Genomic DNA, 19,507 nt, shown 5'->3' with positions numbered 1-19,507 from the left:
TGTCGCATTTCTGTAAACTACAGCTTTAGTGTGTCCACTAAAAGTAGCGCAGCATGATCACATAAAAAGCGGGATGACTTCTTCTGATGTCATCCCGCTTTTTTACAATCTGCGCACGCCCAGCCAGGCTTGAACTACGGGAGGTCTTCTTGACTAAGCCAGCCATACTTGCACTTGCCGACGGCAGCGTTTTTCGCGGTGAAGCCATCGGCGCCGACGGCCAGACCGTCGGAGAGGTGGTGTTCAACACCGCCATGACCGGCTACCAGGAAATCCTCACCGATCCTTCCTACGCCCAACAGATCGTTACCCTGACCTACCCGCACATCGGCAACACCGGCACCACGCCGGAGGACGCCGAGTCGAACAAGGTCTGGGCTGCCGGCCTGATCATTCGTGACCTGCCGCTGCTGTCCAGCAGCTGGCGCGACAAGCAGTCCCTGCCGGACTACCTGAAAGCCAACGGCACCGTTGCCATCGCCGGCATCGATACCCGGCGCCTGACCCGCATCCTGCGCGAGAAGGGCTCGCAGAACGGCTGCATCCTGGCAGGCCCCGACGCCACCGAGGAAAAAGCCCTCGAACTGGCGCGTGGCTTCCCGGGCCTGAAAGGCATGGACCTGGCGAAAGTCGTTTCCTCCACCGAACGCTACGAATGGCGCTCCAGCGTGTGGAACCTGGAAACCGACAGCCACCCGGAAATCGCCGCCGCCGACCTGCCGTACCACGTGGTCGCCTACGACTTCGGCGTGAAGCTGAACATCCTACGCATGCTGGTCGCCCGCGGCTGCCGCCTGACCGTCGTGCCGGCACAGACCCCGGCCAGCGAAGTGCTGGCCCTGAATCCGGACGGCATCTTCCTCTCCAACGGTCCTGGTGACCCCGAGCCGTGTGACTACGCCATCCAGGCCATCCGCGAGTTCCTCGACACCGAGACGCCGATCTTCGGCATCTGCCTGGGCCACCAACTGCTGGCCCTGGCTTCCGGCGCCAAGACCCTGAAAATGGGCCACGGCCACCACGGTGCCAACCACCCGGTGCAGGACCTGGATTCGGGCGTGGTGATGATCACCAGCCAGAACCACGGTTTCGCCGTGGACGAGGCGAGCATGCCGGCCAACCTGCGCGCGACCCACAAGTCGCTGTTCGACGGCACGCTGCAGGGTATCGAGCGCACCGACAAGGTGGCTTTCAGCTTCCAGGGTCACCCGGAAGCCAGCCCTGGTCCGCACGACGTGGCCCCGCTGTTCGACCGCTTCATCGCGGCGATGGCCGAGCGCCGCTGAGTCCGGCTTTTGTCCGAACGAGACGGAAGAGGTAGAAGAAGATGATGCCGACCCTGGGAATCACCGACCTCTGGACCTACGTCCTGGGTACGTTGTTCATCGTCCTGCTGCCGGGGCCGAACTCGCTGTTCGTCCTCGCCACCGCCGCCCAGCGCGGCGTGGCCTCGGGCTACCGGGCGGCGAGCGCGGTGTTCCTCGGCGATGCGATCCTGATGTTCCTCTCGGCGCTGGGTATCGCCTCGGTCCTCAAGGCCGAGCCGATGCTGTTCCTGGGCCTGAAGTACGTCGGCGCCGCGTACCTGTTCTATCTGGGTATCGGCATGCTCCGCGGTGGCTGGCAGAAGCTGCGCCACCCGCTGGAAGCGGCCGCCGCGCCGGCCAAGGAAGTGGACGTCAACCAGCCGTTCCGCAAGGCGCTGCTGCTGAGCCTGTCCAACCCCAAGGCGATCCTCTTCTTCATTTCCTTTTTCATCCAGTTCGTCGACCCGGGTTACGCCTACCCCGGCCTGTCGTTCCTGGTGCTGGGCACGATCCTCGAGATCATCAGCGCCCTGTACCTGAGTTTCCTGATTTTCTCCGGTGTGCGTCTGGCGGCCTGGTTCCGTCGGCGGCAACGGTTGGCTGCCGGCGCCTCGAGTGGCGTCGGCGCCCTGTTCGTCGGCTTTGGCGTGAAGCTGGCCAGCGCAACCCTTTCCTGAATATTGCAACGAGAGTCCCATGCCCAAGCGTACAGACATCAAGAGCATCCTGATCCTCGGCGCCGGCCCGATCGTCATCGGCCAGGCCTGCGAGTTCGACTACTCCGGCGCACAGGCCTGCAAGGCCCTGAAGGAAGAAGGCTTCCGTGTCATCCTGGTGAACTCCAACCCGGCCACCATCATGACCGACCCGGCCATGGCCGACGCCACCTACATCGAGCCGATCAAGTGGCAGACCGTCGCCAAGATCATCGAGAAGGAGCGCCCTGACGCGCTGCTGCCGACCATGGGCGGCCAGACCGCTCTGAACTGCGCCCTGGATCTGGAGCGCCACGGCGTGCTCGAGCAGTTCGGCGTGGAAATGATCGGCGCCAACGCTGACACCATCGACAAGGCCGAAGACCGCTCTCGCTTCGACAAGGCCATGCGCGACATCGGCCTGGCCTGCCCGCGCTCGGGCATCGCCCACAGCATGGAAGAAGCCTACGGCGTGCTGGAGAAGGTCGGTTTCCCCTGCATCATCCGTCCGTCCTTCACCATGGGCGGCACCGGTGGCGGCATCGCCTACAACCGCGAAGAATTCGAGGAAATCTGCGCCCGTGGCCTTGACCTGTCGCCGACCAACGAGCTGCTGATCGACGAATCGCTGATCGGCTGGAAGGAATACGAGATGGAGGTTGTCCGCGACAAGAAGGACAACTGCATCATCGTCTGCGCCATCGAGAACTTCGACCCGATGGGCGTGCACACCGGTGACTCCATCACCGTGGCGCCGGCGCAGACCCTCACCGACAAGGAATACCAGATCATGCGCAACGCCTCGCTGGCGGTGCTGCGTGAAATCGGCGTGGAAACCGGCGGTTCCAACGTGCAGTTCGGCATCTGCCCGAACACCGGCCGCATGGTCGTGATCGAGATGAACCCGCGCGTATCGCGTTCCTCGGCGCTGGCTTCCAAGGCCACCGGCTTCCCGATCGCCAAGATCGCCGCCAAGCTGGCCGTCGGCTACACCCTCGACGAGCTGCAGAACGACATCACCGGCGGCCGCACCCCGGCGTCCTTCGAGCCGGCGATCGACTACGTCGTCACCAAGATCCCGCGTTTCGCCTTCGAGAAATTCCCGAAAGCCGACGCCCGCCTGACCACCCAGATGAAATCCGTGGGTGAAGTCATGGCCATCGGTCGCACCTTCCAGGAGTCCGTGCAGAAAGCCCTGCGCGGCCTGGAAGTCGGCGCCACCGGTTTCGATCCGAAGCTGGACCTGAACGATCCGGAAGCCGAGAGCATCCTCAAGCGCGAACTGACCGTGCCCAATGCCGACCGCATCTGGTACGTCGCCGATGCCTTCCGTGCCGGCAAGAGCATCGCCGAAGTCTTCGACCTGACCCGCATCGACGAGTGGTTCCTGGTGCAGATCGAAGACCTGGTCAAGGACGAAGAGCGCGTGAAGACCCTGGGTCTGTCCGCCATCGACCGCGACCTGATGTACAAGCTCAAGCGCAAGGGCTTCTCCGACGCCCGCCTGGCCAAGCTGCTCGGCGTGACCGAGAAGAACCTGCGCAGCCATCGCCAGAAGCTCAAGGTGCTGCCGGTGTACAAGCGCGTGGACACCTGCGCCGCCGAATTCGCCACCGACACCGCCTACATGTACTCGACCTACGAGGAAGAGTGCGAAGCCAATCCGTCGACTCGCGACAAGATCATGATCCTGGGCGGCGGTCCGAACCGTATCGGCCAGGGCATCGAGTTCGACTACTGCTGCGTACACGCCGCGCTGGCGATGCGTGAGGACGGTTACGAGACCATCATGGTCAACTGCAACCCGGAGACCGTCTCCACCGACTACGACACTTCCGACCGCCTGTACTTCGAGCCGGTAACGCTGGAAGACGTGCTGGAAATCGTCCGCGTCGAGCAGCCCAAGGGCGTCATCGTGCAGTACGGCGGCCAGACCCCGCTGAAACTCTGCCGCGCCCTGGAAGAGGCCGGCGTACCGATCATCGGCACCAGCCCGGACGCCATCGACCGCGCCGAAGACCGCGAGCGCTTCCAGCAGATGGTCCAGCGCCTGAACCTGCGCCAGCCGGCTAACGCCACCGCGCGCAGCGAAGACCAGGCCCTGGAGCTGTCGAAGAACATCGGCTACCCGATGGTGGTGCGCCCGTCCTACGTATTGGGCGGCCGTGCGATGGAAATCGTCTACCAGGAAGAAGAGCTCAAGCGCTACATGCGCGAAGCCGTGAAGGTTTCCAACGACAGCCCGGTGCTGCTGGACCGCTTCCTGAACTGCGCCATCGAAGTGGACATCGATGCGGTGTGCGACGGCGAGACCGTGGTGATCGGCGCGATCATGCAGCACATCGAACAGGCCGGCGTGCACTCCGGTGACTCCGCCTGCTCGCTGCCGCCGTACTCGCTGCCCGAGCACATCCAGAACGAGATCCGCGAGCAGGTCAAGAAAATGGCCCTGGAGCTCGGCGTAGTCGGTCTGATGAACGTGCAGATGGCCGTGCAGGGCGAAGATATCTACGTGATCGAGGTGAACCCGCGCGCGTCCCGTACCGTGCCGTTCGTCTCCAAGTGCATCGGCGAATCCCTGGCGAAAGTGGCGGCCCGCGTCATGGCTGGCAAGTCCCTGGCCGAAGTCGGCTTCACCCAGGAGGTGATCCCGCCGTACTATAGCGTCAAGGAAGCGGTGTTCCCGTTCGCCAAGTTCCCGGGCGTCGACCCGATCCTCGGCCCGGAGATGAAATCCACTGGCGAGGTGATGGGTGTCGGCGACAGCTTCGGTGAGGCCTTCGCAAAAGCCCAGCTGGGTGCCAGCGAAATCCTGCCGAACGCCGGTTGCGCCTTCATCAGCGTCCGCGAGGACGACAAGCCGCAAGCCGTTCAGGTCGCTCGCGATCTGGTCGCGCTGGGCTTCGAGGTGGTTGCCACTGCCGGCACCGCCAAGGTGATCGAGGCCGCCGGTCTGCCGGTGCGTCGCGTGAACAAGGTGACCGAGGGCCGTCCTCATGTGGTCGACATGATCAAGAATGACGAAGTCACCCTGATCATCAACACCACCGAAGGCCGCCAGTCCATCGCTGACTCGTACTCCATCCGTCGTAACGCCCTGCAGCACAAGATCTACTGCACCACCACCATTGCGGCGGGGCAAGCGATCTGTGAGGCGCTCAAGTTCGGTCCCGAGAAGACCGTTCGCCGTCTGCAGGATCTCCATGCAGGAATCAACGCATGAGCAAATTTCCAATGACCGTCCAGGGCGCTCGCGCCCTGGAAGAAGAGCTGAAATACCTGAAGACCGTTCTGCGTCCGCAGATCACCCAGGCCATCGCCGAAGCGCGTGAGTTGGGCGACCTGAAGGAAAACGCCGAGTACCACGCAGCCCGTGAGCAGCAGGGCATGTCCGAGGCTCGCATCCGCGACATCGAAGCCAAGCTGTCCAACGCGCAGATCATCGACGTGACCACCATTCCGCACAGCGGCAAGGTGATCTTCGGTACCACCGTCGATATCGCAAACGTGGAGACCGACGAGACGGTGACCTACCAGATCGTCGGCGACGACGAGGCAGACATCAAGAACAGCAAGATCTCGGTCAACTCGCCGATCGCCCGTGCGCTGATCGGCAAGACCGAGGGCGACGCCGTCCTGGTGAAAACGCCGGGTGGCGACGTCGAGTACGAGATCGTTGAAGTCCGCCACGCCTGATCGACCCTCCCTGAACGCAGGCACCATCAGTTGGCTGCTGGCCCAGACATTCTGGGTCGGCGGCCTCTGGCTGCTTCAGTTCGTGGTATTGCCGGCGTTGGACAAGATCGGCCTGGCGCCTTTGTTGGTGGAGTCAGTCGCTGACGCGTTGAAACCCCTGTTGCTGGGGTTTGCCGGCTTCTGCGTCGTACTGCAGGCTCTGGTGCTCTGGCTGGCGCGCGGGAGCGCTGCCTTCATCCGTGAATCGCGGGGGCAGTTGCTGTTGACCGTATTGGTGATGGTGGCGGCTTATTTCCTGGTGCGCCAGGTAGCGCCGGACGCTCAGCGCTGGCTGCTGTTCAATTATCTGGTGGTGGCGCTGTGCGGTCTGCTGCTGGTGCTGCAACCGGCGCCCGGGCGGGGCGAGCGAAACTGACGCGGCGGAGCCTTGCTGGCTCCGCGTTGCCGGTCTTGACTGTCAGAGTCCGCTGAAGCGGCTGATGTTCGACAAGCTCTTGTTCGGCTTGGGATTGCGGCGATAGATCAGTGCCATCTTGCCGATGGACTGAACCAGTTCGCAGCTGCCCGTCTGGCAAAGTTCGTCGATCAGCGCACGACGATCATCGCGTTCGGTGATGCGGAACTGCACCTTGATCAGTTCATGATCGTTGAGCGCACGCTCAAGCTCGGCCATTACACCTTCCGAAAGACCATTTTCAGCAACGGTCAATACGGGTTTCAGGTGATGCCCGATAGATTTGAACTGCTTTTTCTGCTCCTGAGAGAGCGCCATAATCTGACCCCTGGGAAAAAAGGCGGATATTCTACCCGAGTTTCGGTTATACCGGGATGCCGCTCAGACGAGGTAATACGTGGCCCGTTCCAAGACTAGCCATCGCTGGCTGAAAGAACATTTCGACGATCCTTACGTGAAGATGGCACAGCGCGACGGCTATCGCTCGCGCGCCAGCTACAAACTGCTGGAGATCCAGGAGAAGGATCGCATCCTGCGCCCCGGCATGACCGTGGTCGACCTCGGCGCAGCGCCAGGCGGCTGGTCGCAGGTCACCAGCCGGGTGATTGGCGACAAGGGCACCCTGATCGCTTCGGACATCCTGCCGATGGACAGCATCCCGGACGTCACCTTCATTCAGGGTGACTTCACCGAGGACGAGGTCTTCGCCCAGTTGCTCCAGGCTATCGGAGAAAATCCGGTAGACCTTGTGATTTCGGATATGGCCCCCAATATGAGTGGACTGCCCGCCGTGGACATGCCGCGTGCCATGTTCCTCTGTGAGCTTGCCCTGGACCTGTGCACCCGTGTGCTGCGTCCGGGCGGCGATTTCCTGATCAAGATTTTCCAGGGTGAGGGGTTCGACGCTTACCACAAGCAGGTTCGCGAGAATTTCGAGAAGGTACAGATGCGCAAACCGCTGTCGTCTCGCGATCGTTCGCGTGAGCAGTATCTGCTCGCACGGGGCTTTCGCGGCGCCTAGACTGGAATGATTGGGCCGGCCTCCGGTCTATGCCTTGCAGGTTTTGCTTGTACCGGTGAAAGCCGGGGTTCATAAAGGGTTACAGACGGCGTCTGCCTGGCGGCGGGCGTTGTGTAGTAATTTTGGCCGGAAGGAGTCTGGCCGTCGTGAGAAGCGGTTTCCAGGGCGGAGCCGGCTTCAGAGGGTAGTCAATTGAACGACATGGCAAAGAACCTGATTCTGTGGCTCATCATCGCGGCGGTACTCGTCACTGTGATGAACAACTTCTCCAGCCCGAGCGAGCCGCAGACGCTCAACTATTCCGACTTCATCCAGCAGGTGAAGGACGGCAAGGTCGAGCGCGTGACCGTCGACGGCTATGTCATCACCGGCAAGCGCCAGGATGGTGACACCTTCAAGACCATCCGCCCGGCGATCCAGGACAATGGCCTGATCGGCGACCTGGTCAACAATAACGTGGTCGTCGAAGGCAAGCAGCCCGAGCAGCAGAGCATCTGGACCCAACTGCTGGTCGCGAGCTTCCCGATCCTGGTGATCATCGCGGTCTTCATGTTCTTCATGCGCCAGATGCAGGGCGGCGGCGGCGGCCGCGGCGGTCCGATGAGCTTTGGCAAGAGCAAGGCCCGCCTGTTGTCGGAAGACCAGGTCAAGACTACCTTTGCCGACGTTGCCGGTTGCGACGAGGCCAAGGAAGAAGTCAGCGAGCTGGTGGAATTCCTCCGCGATCCGGGCAAGTTCCAGCGCCTGGGCGGTCGTATCCCTCGCGGCGTGCTGATGGTCGGCCCGCCCGGTACCGGTAAGACGCTGCTCGCCAAGGCAATCGCCGGCGAAGCCAAGGTGCCGTTCTTCACCATTTCCGGTTCGGACTTCGTGGAAATGTTCGTCGGCGTGGGCGCCTCGCGCGTTCGCGACATGTTCGATCAGGCCAAGAAGCACGCGCCCTGCATCATCTTCATCGACGAGATCGACGCTGTTGGTCGCCATCGTGGCGCTGGCCTGGGCGGCGGTCACGACGAGCGCGAACAGACCCTCAACCAGTTGCTGGTGGAGATGGACGGCTTCGAGATGAATGACGGCATCATCGTCATCGCCGCGACCAACCGTCCGGACGTACTCGACCCTGCGCTGCTGCGTCCGGGTCGCTTCGACCGCCAGGTGGTGGTCGGTCTGCCGGATATTCGTGGCCGCGAACAGATCCTGAAAGTGCACATGCGCAAGGTCCCCCTGGGCGACAACGTCGATCCAGCCGTGATTGCACGCGGTACCCCGGGCTTCTCCGGTGCCGACCTGGCCAACCTGGTCAACGAGGCCTCGCTGTTCGCCGCCCGCGCCAACAAGCGCATCGTCGACATGCGTGAGTTCGAACTGGCCAAGGACAAGATCATGATGGGCGCTGAGCGCAAGACCATGGTCATGTCCGAGAAAGAGAAGAAGAACACCGCGTTCCATGAAGCCGGCCACGCCATCGTCGGTCGTCTGGTTCCGGAGCACGATCCGGTCTACAAAGTTTCCATCATTCCGCGCGGTCGCGCCTTGGGTGTGACCATGTTTCTGCCGGAAGAGGACCGTTACAGCCTGTCCAAGCGTGCCCTGGAAAGCCAGATCTGCTCGCTGTTCGGCGGCCGCATCGCCGAAGAGATGACCCTGGGCTTCGAGGGTGTGACCACCGGCGCCTCCAACGACATCATGCGTGCCACCCAGTTGGCGCGGAATATGGTGACCAAGTGGGGTCTGTCCGAGAAGCTCGGTCCGCTGATGTACGCGGAAGAGGAGGGCGAGGTCTTCCTCGGCCGCAGCGCCGGTGGCCAGCACTCGAATATCTCGGGTGAGACCGCCAAGCTGATCGACCAGGAAGTGCGCCGCATCATCGATGACTGCTATGGCACCGCCAAGCGCCTGCTGGAAGAGAATCGCGACAAGCTCGATATGATGGCCGACGCGCTGATGAAGTACGAAACCATCGATGCCGACCAGATCGACGACATCATGGCCGGGCGCACGCCGCGCGAACCGCGTGACTGGCAGGGCGGCAACTCCGGCTCTTCTGGCAACGCTGCTGCGCCCCGCGACGAAGGTCGCCAGGAAAACCCCATTGGCGGGCCCGCCGGCGAACACTGAGAGCACTGAATGAGTTCGTTGTACCACCCGACCCGGTTGCCTTGCGGCAACCGGGTTCTTGATTTAAGCCGCCCGCACGTCATGGGCATCCTCAATGTCACCCCCGATTCCTTCTCCGACGGCGGGCGTTTCAACCGGCACGATGCGGCATTGCGTCATGCGGCGGAGATGGTCGCGGCCGGCGCCACGCTGATCGATATCGGTGGCGAATCGACCCGGCCGGGCGCGCGCGTGGTTTCACCCACCGAGGAGCTCGAGCGCGTGGCTCCGGTGGTCGAGGCCATCGCACGCGAGCTGGATGTGGTGATTTCGGTGGATACGTCCACACCCGCCGTCATGCGCGAGACTGCTCGCCTCGGAGCGGGCCTGATCAATGATGTGCGGTCCCTGCAGCGTGATGGTGCCCTGGATGCGGCGGTCGATACCGGGCTCCCGGTGTGCCTGATGCACATGCGCGGCGAGCCTGGAAACATGCAGGACGATCCGCGCTATCCGAACATCCTCCAGGAGGTCCGGGACTTCCTTGAGGAACGCATTGCGCTGTGCGAAACCGTGGGCATTGCCCGTGAGCGGATCGTCATCGATCCTGGCTTCGGTTTTGCCAAGACGCAGGGTCACAACCTGAACCTGTTCCGCCAGATGGAGCGGTTGATGGAAATCGGGTGCCCGCTGTTGGTCGGTGTCTCGCGCAAGAGCATGATCGGGCGTGCGCTCGGCCGTGAAGTGGGTGAGCGTCTCTATGGCAGTCTGGCGCTGGCGGCCCTCGCGGTAGCCAAGGGAGCCAGTATTATCCGCGTCCACGATGTCGCCGAGACGGTGGATGTCGTTCGAATGATTCACGCAGTGGAAAGTGCAACGGAAGAGGGGATGCCCGCATGAGCAGGAAGTATTTTGGTACCGATGGAATCCGCGGGCGCGTTGGCACTCCTCCAATCACGCCGGACTTCGTGCTCAAGTTGGGTTGGGCTGTGGGCATGGCCTTCCGTCAGCAGGGCAAGTGCCGCGTGCTGGTGGGCAAGGACACCCGGATTTCCGGCTACATGTTCGAATCGGCGCTGGAGGCTGGTTTGTCCGCTGCCGGCGCCGACGTGATGCTGCTCGGCCCCATGCCGACTCCCGGTATTGCCTACCTGACGCGCACCTTCCATGCCGAGGCCGGTATCGTCATCAGTGCCTCGCACAATCCGCATGACGACAACGGCATCAAGTTCTTCTCCGGCCAGGGTACCAAACTGCCTGATGAGGTGGAGCTGATCATCGAGGAGCTTCTGGATGCGCCGATGACCGTGGTCGAATCCGCGCGCCTGGGCAAGGTTTCGCGGATCAACGATGCCGCCGGCCGCTACATCGAGTTCTGCAAGAGCAGCGTACCCTCGAACACCAGCTTTGCCGGTTTGCGCGTCGCGCTGGATTGTGCCCATGGTGCGACCTACAAGATCGCGCCCAATGTGTTCCGGGAGCTGGGTGCCGAAGTGTTCGTCATCGGTGCCGAGCCCAATGGCCTGAACATCAACGACAACTGTGGCTCGACCCATATGGGGGCTCTGCAGGAGGCCGTGCTGGCCAATCACGCGGATATCGGCATTGCCTTCGACGGCGATGGCGATCGCGTGATGATGGTCGACCATACCGGCACCATCGTCGATGGCGACGAGATTCTCTACCTCATCGCGCGCGACATGCTCGACCGCGGCAAACTGCATGGCGGCGTGGTCGGGACCCTGATGAGTAACCTGGGTCTTGAGCTGGCGCTTCAGGATCTTCACATTCCGTTTGCTCGCGCCAAGGTGGGCGATCGCTACGTGATGTCCGAACTGCAGTCACGCAACTGGCAACTGGGCGGCGAAAACTCCGGCCATGTGGTCTGCTGCCAGCACACCACGACGGGTGACGCGATCATCGCGGCGCTGCAGGTGCTCATGGCGCTGAAAACCCGCGGCCAGAACCTGGCCGAGGCGCGGATGGGGATTCGCAAGTGCCCGCAGGTGCTGATCAATGTACGCTTCGCTGGTGGTGTCGATCCTCTGGAACATCCGGCGGTTAAGGAAGCCTGCGCCAAGGTGACCCAGGAAATGGCCGGGCGCGGGCGCGTACTGCTGCGCAAATCCGGCACCGAACCGCTGGTGCGAGTGATGGTCGAGGGTGACGAGGAAGCTCGCGTTCGCGCTTACGCCGAACAGCTGGCAAAAGTCGTTACAGAGGTATGTGCTTGATTTCTCTTGTCAGTTCCAAAAGCGTCGAGTAATATCTGCGCCCACTTTGCTCAGCGAGGTACAGCATGCGTCGACCCTTGGTGGCCGGTAACTGGAAAATGCACGGTACCCGCTCCAGCGTAACGGAGCTGATCAAAGGCCTGCGTCAACTGGCTCTTCCCACAGGTGTCGATGTGGCGGTGTTCCCGCCTTGTCTGTACATCAATCAGGTCGTGCAAGGCCTGGATGGAAAGACGGTTGCCGTCGGTGCGCAGAATTGCGCGGTTGAGCCGATGCAGGGTGCCTTGACGGGCGAGATCGCAGCCAGCCAGTTGGCGGATGCGAACTGCTCCCTGGTGCTGGTGGGTCACTCCGAACGTCGCCTGATCCTGGGTGAAAGCGACGGAGTGATCAGCCGCAAGTTTGCAGCGGTTCAATCGTGTGGCCTGGTTCCGATCCTGTGCGTGGGTGAAACCCGCGAGCAGCGTGAGGCGGGCAAGACTCTTGAGGTTGTCGGGCGCCAGTTGGGCTCGGTGATCGAAGATCTCGGTGTTGGGGCTTTCTCCCGCGCTGTTGTGGCTTACGAGCCGGTGTGGGCGATTGGGACGGGGCTGACCGCTTCTCCCGAGCAGGCCCAGGAAGTACATGCGGCGATTCGCGCGCAGATCTCGGCGGAAAACGCAGAGGTGGCCCGCGGCCTTCGTCTCCTGTATGGCGGTAGTGTCAAGGCCGCCAATGCTGTCGAACTTTTCGGCATGCCGGATATCGATGGGGGGCTCATTGGTGGAGCTTCCCTGAATGCAGATGAGTTCGGTGCGATCTGTCGCGCCGCAGGAAACTGAAGATGCTGGAAACAGTTGTAATCGTGATTCACCTGCTGATGGCGCTGGGTCTGGTTGTGCTGGTCCTGCTTCAGCAAGGCAAGGGTGCCGACGCCGGTGCGTCGTTTGGTGCTGGCGCCTCGGGTACCGTTTTCGGTAGCCAGGGTTCCGCGACCTTCCTGAGTCGTTTCACCGCTGTGTTGGCAGCAGTTTTTTTTATTACCAGCTTGGGTTTAGCGTATTTTGCTAAAGAAAAAGCTGATATAATTCGTCACGCTGGGCTTCCTGATCCGGCAGTGATGGAGCAAAAGCAGGAACAAGCTCCGGCAGCTAGCGATGTGCCGGGCGCGCAAGGGCAGCCTCAAGCCCCTGCAGGCGGTAACGGCGACGTTCCGGCGGCTCCTGAGCAGAAGTAAGCAGGCAAGAGTTTTTGCCGAGGTGGTGGAATTGGTAGACACGCTACCTTGAGGTGGTAGTGGCCATAGGCTGTAGGGGTTCGAGTCCCCTCCTCGGTACCATATACGAAAAGGCCCGCAACGCGGGCCTTGTCGTTTCGGTGTTTCGGTTGACCTGGAAGGGGCTCGACCGTATAATTTCGCACCAGCTTTGACGCGGGATGGAGCAGTCTGGTAGCTCGTCGGGCTCATAACCCGAAGGTCGTTGGTTCAAATCCAGCTCCCGCAACCAGTTTGGCAGAGCCCCTTTTCAGGGGCTTTTTGCTAGCTGGACAGTCCGCGCCGCCGGTTCAGGGCGGTCCTTAAGGGATGGGCGTTTCGCCCATTTTTTGTTTCTACAGCATACGCGAGGCGATCAGGTGTCGAGCAAGCTAGAACAGTTGCAGGCCTTGTTGGCCCCTGTGGTAGAGGCGCTCGGCTATGAGTGCTGGGGCCTGGAGTTCATTTCCCAAGGTCGCCATTCCCTGCTCCGGGTTTATATCGATCGTCCGGAAGGCATCCTGATCGATGACTGCGAAATCGTCAGTCGTCAGGTCAGCGGCATCCTGGACGTGGAAGATCCGATCAGTGGCGAGTACACCCTCGAGGTGTCGTCGCCCGGTATGGATCGGCCGCTCTTCACTCTCGAACAGTTCGCTCGCTACGTCGGCGAGCAGGTGAAGATCAAGCTGCGTACGCCCTTCGAACGGCGTCGCAATTTCCAGGGCATTCTCCGTGGTGTGGAGGAGCAGGATGTGGTGGTCCTGGTAGACGACCATGAATACCTGCTGCCGGTCGACTCGATCGACAAGGCCAACATCATCCCCCGATTTGAGTGAGCCGCCAGAGCGCGGATTCCAATGGATTGAAAGGCGAGGCGTACGATGAGCAAAGAAGTACTGCTGGTTGTTGAGTCGGTATCCAACGAGAAGGGTGTACCGCCTGGCGTGATTTTCGAAGCGCTGGAGCTGGCCCTGGCGACCGCGACCAAAAAGCGTTTCGAGGACGAGGTTGACCTGCGCGTGGAAATCAACCGCGCCAACGGCAACTACGAAACTTTCCGTCGCTGGACCATCGTCGAAGACGAGGACTACTCCAACCCGGCATCGGAACTGACCGTCGAGGACGTGCAGGAAGAGCACCCCGGCATGAAAGCCGGCGAGGTCATCGAAGAGAAGATCGAATCCATCGAGTTCGGCCGTATCGCCGCACAGACCGCCAAGCAGGTCATCGTGCAGAAGGTTCGCGAAGCCGAGCGCGCCCAGGTGGTTGATGCCTACCGTGAGAAGGTCAACGAGATCATCTCCGGCACCGTCAAGAAGGTCACCCGTGACAATGTGATCGTCGATCTGGGCAACAACGCCGAAGCGCTGCTGGCCCGCGACCAGATCATCCCGCGTGAAACCTTCCGCGTCGGCACCCGCGTGCGTGCCCTGCTCAAGGAAATCCGCAGCGAGAACCGTGGTCCTCAGTTGATCCTGTCGCGTACCGCGCCGGAAATGCTGATCGAGCTGTTCCGTATCGAAGTACCGGAAATTGCCGAACAACTGATCGACGTGATGGCCGCTGCCCGCGATCCGGGTTCGCGCGCCAAGATCGCCGTTCGCTCCAAGGACAAACGTATCGATCCGCAGGGCGCCTGCATCGGTATGCGTGGTTCCCGCGTCCAGGCCGTCTCCGGCGAACTGGGCGGCGAGCGTGTGGACATCGTCCTCTGGGACGACAACCCCGCACAGTTCGTGATCAACGCCATGGCCCCGGCCGAAGTGGCGGCGATCATCGTCGACGAAGATACCCACACCATGGATATCGCCGTTGCCGAGGACAACCTGGCGCAGGCCATTGGCCGCAGTGGCCAGAACGTCCGTCTGGCCAGCCAGCTCACCGGCTGGACCCTGAACGTGATGACCGAGGCCGATATCCAGGCCAAACAGCAGGCTGAAACTGGCGACATCCTGCAGCGCTTCGTCGACGAGCTGGATGTCGACGAAGAACTCGCCCAGGTCCTGGTGGAAGAAGGTTTCACCACCCTGGAAGAGATCGCCTACGTACCGATGGAAGAGATGCTCAGCATCGACGGCTTCGACGAAGACATCGTCAACGAGCTGCGCTCGCGTGCCAAGGACCGCCTGCTGACCAAAGCCATCGCCACTGAAGAGAAACTCGCCGACGCACAACCTGCCGAAGACCTGCTCAGCCTCGATGGCATGACCAAAGAGCTGGCCGTGGACCTGGCACTGCGTGGCGTAACCACCCGTGAAGATCTTGCCGAGCAATCCATTGACGATCTGCTCGACATCGACGGCATGGACGAAGAGCGTGCCGGCAAGTTGATCATGGCCGCCCGGGCCCATTGGTTCGAGTAAGCATTCGCGGCCTGAGGAGAGAAGTGCATGACGCAAGTCACGGTGAAAGAACTGGCCAAGACGGTCGATACGCCGGTGGAGCGCCTGCTGCAGCAGATGCGCGAAGCGGGTCTGCCCCATAACGATGCCGAGCAGGTGGTGACCGACAGCGAGAAGCAAGCGCTGCTGGCCCACCTGAAAGGCAGCCACGGTGATCGCGCGGATGAGCCGCGCAAGATCACCCTGCAACGCAAGACCACCTCGACCATCCGGGTCGCTGGCAGCAAGACTGTCAGCGTCGAGGTTCGCAAGAAGAAGACCTACGTCAAGCGTGATCCCGAGGAGCTCGAGGCCGAGCGCCAGCGCGAGCTGGAAGAGCAGCGTGCCGCTGAGGAAGCGGTGCGTCTGAAGGCCGAGGAAGAGTCTCGCCAGCGTGCTGCCGAGGAAGAGGCTCGCCGTCGGGCGGACGCCGCTCGCCAGACCAGCAGCGCTGCGCCTGCCGCTGCAGCTCCGGCTGCTACCGAAGCGCCACGCGCTGCGGCTCCCGCCCCGGCTGCGCCGGCCGCTGCCGCTCCTGCTGCGGATGACCGCAAGAAGGACGAAGTACGCCGCGCGCCCAAGCGCGACGACGAGGATGAGCGCCGTGATCGCAAGCATGCCCAGCATCGCCCGTCGATCAAGGAAAAGGAAAAGACCACGGCGCCGCGCGTCGTGCGCAGCGGTGGTGGCGACGACGACGACAGCTTTGGCCGTCGTGGCGGTGGCCGCGGCAAGGGCAAGCTGAAGAAGCGTAACCAGCACGGGTTCCAGAGCCCGACAGGACCGATTGTGCGTGAAGTGAATATCGGCGAGACCATCACCGTGGGCGAACTCGCCGCCCAGATGTCGGTGAAGGGTGCCGAGGTCGTCAAGTTCATGTTCAAGATGGGCACCCCGGTGACCATCAACCAGGTGCTCGACCAGGAAACCGCCCAGCTGATCGCCGAAGAACTCGGCCACAAGGTCAAGCTGGTCAGCGAGAACGCCCTGGAAGAGCAACTGGCCGAATCCCTGAAGTTCGTCGGTGAGGCTGTATCCCGCGCGCCGGTCGTGACCGTGATGGGCCACGTCGACCACGGCAAGACCTCGCTGCTCGACTACATCCGTCGTGCCAAGGTGGCAGCTGGCGAAGCCGGCGGTATCACCCAGCACATCGGTGCCTACCACGTGGAAACCGACCGCGGCATGGTCACCTTCCTCGACACCCCTGGCCACGCCGCGTTCACCGCGATGCGTGCCCGTGGTGCCCAGGCCACCGACATCGTCATCCTCGTGGTGGCAGCGGACGACGGCGTGATGCCGCAGACCCAGGAAGCCGTGCAGCACGCGAAAGCGGCTGGCGTGCCGATCGTGGTGGCGGTGAACAAGATCGACAAGCCGGACGCCAACCCGGACAACATCAAGAACGGCCTGGCCGCTCTGGACGTGATCCCGGAAGAGTGGGGCGGCGATGCTCCCTTCGTCCACGTATCGGCCAAGGTCGGTACCGGCGTCGACGAGCTGCTCGAAGCCGTGCTGCTGCAGGCTGAAGTACTCGAACTCAAAGCCACTCCGTCGGCCCCGGGCCGTGGCGTGGTGGTCGAGTCCCGCCTGGACAAGGGCCGTGGCCCGGTCGCTACCGTGCTGGTCCAGGATGGCACCCTGCGTCAGGGCGACATGGTGCTGGTCGGCGTCAACTACGGCCGCGTCCGTGCGATGCTCGACGAGAACGGCAAGCCGATCAAGGAAGCCGGTCCGTCCATTCCGGTCGAGATCCTCGGCCTGGACGGCACCCCGGACGCCGGTGACGAGATGACCGTGGTTGCCGACGAGAAGAAGGCCCGCGAAGTCGCTCTGTTCCGTCAAGGCAAGTTCCGCGAAGTGAAACTGGCTCGTGCCCACGCCGGCAAGCTGGAAAACATCTTCGAGAACATGGGCCAGGAAGAGAAGAAGACCCTCAACATCGTGCTCAAGTCCGATGTCCGTGGTTCGCTGGAAGCCCTGCAGGGCTCGCTCAGTGGCCTGGGCAACGACGAGGTGCAGGTTCGCGTGGTCGGTGGCGGCGTCGGTGGTATCACCGAGTCCGATGCCAACCTGGCGCTGGCCTCCAACGCGGTGCTGTTCGGCTTCAACGTCCGTGCTGACGCTGGTGCGCGCAAGATCGTCGAGACCGAAGGCCTCGACATGCGTTACTACAACGTGATCTACGACATCATCGAAGACGTCAAGAAAGCCCTGACCGGCATGCTCGGCAGCGATGTTCGCGAGAACATCCTGGGTATCGCCGAAGTGCGTGACGTGTTCCGTTCGCCGAAGTTCGGCGCGATCGCCGGCTGCATGGTCACCGAGGGTCTGGTGCACCGCAACCGTCCGATCCGTGTACTGCGCGACGACGTGGTGATCTTCGAAGGCGAGCTGGAATCCCTGCGTCGCTTCAAGGACGACGTCGCCGAAGTGCGTGCCGGCATGGAGTGCGGTATCGGCGTGAAGAGCTACAACGACGTGCGCGTCGGCGACAAGATCGAAGTGTTCGAGAAGGTCGAAGTCGCTCGTACTCTGTAAGGGTATTCGAGCGTGAACGCAGCGCCCGGGCCGGCTTTCCAGTCGTCCCGGGCGTTTGCCGCTTTCAGGCCCGCAGCCTTCAGGCTCGGGTAAGCAGGTTAGAAAAATGGCCAAAGAGTACAGCCGTACCCAGCGTATCGGCGACCAGATGCAGCGCGAACTGGCGCTGCTGATCCAGCGTGAAATCAAGGACCCCCGTCTGGGCCTGGTGACCATCACCGGCGTGGATGTGGCTCGTGACCTGTCCCATGCCAAGGTGTACGTCACCGTGATGGGCCAGGACGACAACGCCGAAGTGGTGAAGCAGAACACCAGCATTCTCAACGATGCCGCGGGTTTCCTGCGCATGCAGCTGGGCAAGGCGATGAAGCTGCGTACCGTGCCGCAACTGCACTTCAGCTATGACGCCAGCATCCGCCGTGGCGCGGAACTTTCGGCGCTGATCGAGCGCGCGGTGGCTGAAGATCGCCGCCATGACGGCGACTCCGAGGAGTAAGCCGTGGCGCAGGTCAAACGCATCCGCCGCGCGGTCAACGGCGTGCTGATTCTGGACAAACCGCTGGGCATGAGTTCGAACCAGGCCCTGCAGAAGGTGCGCTGGCTGCTCAACGCCGAGAAGGCTGGCCACACCGGTAGTCTCGATCCGTTGGCTACCGGCGTGCTGCCGCTTTGCTTCGGCGAGGCAACCAAGTTCTCGCAGTACCTGCTCGACGCCGACAAGGCCTACGAGACGATTGCCAAGCTGGGCGTCACCACCACCACCGCAGATGCGGAGGGCGAGGTGGTCGAGCAGCGCGAGGTGACCAGCGGTCGGGAAGCCATCGAGGCCCTGCTGCCGCGCTTCCGTGGCGATATAGAGCAGGTGCCGCCGATGTACTCGGCGCTGAAGAAGGATGGCCAGCCACTATACAAGCTGGCCCGTGCAGGAGAGGTAGTGGAGCGCGAGGCGCGTTCTGTTACTATTGCGCGCCTGGATTTGCTTGCCTTCGAGTCGCCCTGTGCGACCTTGGCTGTTTCCTGCAGCAAGGGCACCTACATTCGCACCCTGGTCGAAGACCTCGGCCGCGAGCTTGGGTGCGGTGCACACGTCGCCGCGCTGCGCAGGACCCAGGCAGGTCCCTTCCAGTTGAACCAGTCGGTGACGCTGGAGGAACTCGAGAAAGCCCATGCCGAGGGTGGCAACGAAGCCCTCGACCGCTTCCTGTTGCCGGTGGATGCCGGCCTGGAGCACTGGCCGCTGTTGCAGTTGTCCGAGCACAGCGCCTACTACTGGCTGCATGGTCAGCCGGTGCGAGCCCCCGACGTTCCGAAGTTCGGCATGCTGCGGGTGCAGGATCATGAAGGCCGCTTCATCGGTATCGGTGAAGTGGTCGAGGACGGGCGCCTGGCGCCGCGTCGACTGATTCGGTCCTAAGACCGAAACCGAGGGTGGCTGTCAGCAGGCACGGTCACTCCTCTTACTATGAACACAGGGAGAAGTCCCTGGCCTGTTACCTCAGAGGAAGCCCCATCATGGCACTGAGCGTCCAAGAAAAAGCCCAGATCGTTAACGAGTACAAGCAAGCTGAAGGCGACACCGGTTCCCCGGAAGTGCAGGTTGCACTGCTGTCCGCCAACATCAACAAGCTGCAGGACCACTTCAAGGCCAACGGCAAAGACCACCACTCCCGTCGTGGCCTGATCCGTATGGTCAACCAGCGTCGTAAGCTGCTGGATTACCTGAAGAGCAAGGACACCTCTCGTTACAGCGCCCTGATCGGTCGCCTGGGCCTGCGTCGCTAAGACGGCAAGCCTGAAGTGGGAAGCTGGGAGACCGGGGTCGATGGGCGGTGTATACCGCCCAT

18 protein-coding genes and 2 tRNA genes are annotated in these 19,507 nt (G+C 62.3%); 19 read left to right on the top strand and 1 reads right to left on the bottom strand.

The window, feature by feature from the left end; translation table 11 throughout:
• The first annotated feature begins 149 nt into the window (after positions 1-149).
• From carA to C167_RS0114275, 5 genes are read left to right on the top strand one after another with little or no spacing between them, the layout of a single operon-like run.
• Complete coding sequence (gene carA / locus C167_RS0114295) at positions 150-1,286, top strand: glutamine-hydrolyzing carbamoyl-phosphate synthase small subunit (RefSeq protein ID WP_017518956.1); 1,137 nt, start codon at positions 150-152, stop codon at positions 1,284-1,286.
• 44 nt (positions 1,287-1,330) lie between these two features.
• Entirely contained in the window at positions 1,331-1,984 is a 654-nt protein-coding gene (gene leuE / locus C167_RS0114290; RefSeq protein WP_026079047.1) for a leucine efflux protein LeuE, read from the top strand.
• A 19-nt stretch (positions 1,985-2,003) separates the two neighbouring features.
• Positions 2,004-5,225 carry a carbamoyl-phosphate synthase large subunit gene (gene carB, locus C167_RS0114285; protein ID WP_017518954.1) on the top strand — a complete coding sequence of 1,074 codons (3,222 nt, stop codon included), beginning with the start codon at positions 2,004-2,006 and terminating at the stop codon, positions 5,223-5,225.
• Positions 5,222-5,698: a transcription elongation factor GreA gene (gene greA / locus C167_RS0114280; RefSeq protein WP_017518953.1), complete on the top strand. Its 477-nt coding sequence runs from the start codon at positions 5,222-5,224 to the stop codon at positions 5,696-5,698. The genes carB and greA overlap by 4 nt, the downstream gene beginning before the upstream one ends.
• 10 nt (positions 5,699-5,708) lie before the next feature.
• A complete protein-coding gene (locus C167_RS0114275) occupies positions 5,709-6,113 on the top strand; it encodes a hypothetical protein (RefSeq protein WP_026079046.1) in 405 nt (134 codons plus the stop codon).
• A 42-nt stretch (positions 6,114-6,155) separates the two neighbouring features.
• Here the strand turns inward: C167_RS0114275 and C167_RS0114270 are convergent, their stop codons facing one another.
• Complete coding sequence (locus C167_RS0114270) at positions 6,156-6,470, bottom strand: YhbY family RNA-binding protein (RefSeq protein WP_026079045.1); 315 nt, start codon at positions 6,468-6,470, stop codon at positions 6,156-6,158.
• A gap of 79 nt (positions 6,471-6,549) precedes the next feature.
• On the opposite strand from C167_RS0114270, the gene rlmE reads away from it, so the two are divergent.
• The 14 genes from rlmE to rpsO all read left to right on the top strand — a co-directional run bounded on the left by rlmE (position 6,550) and on the right by rpsO (position 19,445).
• A complete protein-coding gene (gene rlmE, locus C167_RS0114265; protein WP_017518950.1) occupies positions 6,550-7,173 on the top strand; it encodes a 23S rRNA (uridine(2552)-2'-O)-methyltransferase RlmE in 624 nt (207 codons plus the stop codon).
• Between the two features lie 201 nt (positions 7,174-7,374).
• Positions 7,375-9,291: an ATP-dependent zinc metalloprotease FtsH gene (gene ftsH / locus C167_RS0114260; RefSeq protein WP_017518949.1), complete on the top strand. Its 1,917-nt coding sequence runs from the start codon at positions 7,375-7,377 to the stop codon at positions 9,289-9,291.
• A gap of 9 nt (positions 9,292-9,300) precedes the next feature.
• Positions 9,301-10,170, top strand: coding sequence for a dihydropteroate synthase (folP, locus tag C167_RS0114255; RefSeq protein ID WP_026079044.1), 870 nt, complete (start codon positions 9,301-9,303; stop codon positions 10,168-10,170).
• A complete protein-coding gene (glmM, locus tag C167_RS0114250; RefSeq protein WP_026079043.1) occupies positions 10,167-11,504 on the top strand; it encodes a phosphoglucosamine mutase in 1,338 nt (445 codons plus the stop codon). The genes folP and glmM overlap by 4 nt, the downstream gene beginning before the upstream one ends.
• 65 nt (positions 11,505-11,569) lie before the next feature.
• Entirely contained in the window at positions 11,570-12,325 is a 756-nt protein-coding gene (gene tpiA / locus C167_RS0114245) for a triose-phosphate isomerase (protein ID WP_026079042.1), read from the top strand.
• 2 nt (positions 12,326-12,327) lie between these two features.
• On the top strand, positions 12,328-12,720 hold the full coding sequence (gene secG / locus C167_RS0114240; protein ID WP_017518945.1) for a preprotein translocase subunit SecG: 393 nt from the start codon (positions 12,328-12,330) through the stop codon (positions 12,718-12,720).
• 16 nt (positions 12,721-12,736) lie between these two features.
• A tRNA-Leu gene (locus tag C167_RS0114235) sits at positions 12,737-12,822 on the top strand.
• Positions 12,823-12,914: 92 nt separating this feature from the next.
• A tRNA-Met gene (locus C167_RS0114230) sits at positions 12,915-12,991 on the top strand.
• A gap of 127 nt (positions 12,992-13,118) precedes the next feature.
• Entirely contained in the window at positions 13,119-13,577 is a 459-nt protein-coding gene (rimP, locus tag C167_RS0114225; protein WP_026079041.1) for a ribosome maturation factor RimP, read from the top strand.
• Between the two features lie 45 nt (positions 13,578-13,622).
• Entirely contained in the window at positions 13,623-15,104 is a 1,482-nt protein-coding gene (gene nusA, locus C167_RS0114220) for a transcription termination factor NusA (RefSeq protein WP_017518943.1), read from the top strand.
• Between the two features lie 27 nt (positions 15,105-15,131).
• Positions 15,132-17,663, top strand: coding sequence for a translation initiation factor IF-2 (infB, locus tag C167_RS0114215; RefSeq protein ID WP_017518942.1), 2,532 nt, complete (start codon positions 15,132-15,134; stop codon positions 17,661-17,663).
• 106 nt (positions 17,664-17,769) lie between these two features.
• Positions 17,770-18,159, top strand: coding sequence for a 30S ribosome-binding factor RbfA (gene rbfA / locus C167_RS0114210; RefSeq protein ID WP_017518941.1), 390 nt, complete (start codon positions 17,770-17,772; stop codon positions 18,157-18,159).
• A 3-nt stretch (positions 18,160-18,162) separates the two neighbouring features.
• On the top strand, positions 18,163-19,077 hold the full coding sequence (gene truB, locus C167_RS0114205) for a tRNA pseudouridine(55) synthase TruB (RefSeq protein WP_017518940.1): 915 nt from the start codon (positions 18,163-18,165) through the stop codon (positions 19,075-19,077).
• A gap of 98 nt (positions 19,078-19,175) precedes the next feature.
• The gene (gene rpsO / locus C167_RS0114200) at positions 19,176-19,445 is read left to right on the top strand and encodes a 30S ribosomal protein S15 (protein ID WP_017518939.1); all 270 of its coding nucleotides are present in this window, start codon (positions 19,176-19,178) and stop codon (positions 19,443-19,445) included.
• The last annotated feature ends 62 nt before the right edge of the window (positions 19,446-19,507 follow it).

It is taken from the genome of Pseudomonas nitroreducens TX1 (assembly GCF_000313755.1).
Lineage (GTDB): Bacteria > Pseudomonadota > Gammaproteobacteria > Pseudomonadales > Pseudomonadaceae > Pseudomonas > Pseudomonas nitroreducens_A.
Note: the sequence above shows the minus strand (reverse complement) of the source record. Positions and strands in the feature narration are given on the sequence as shown.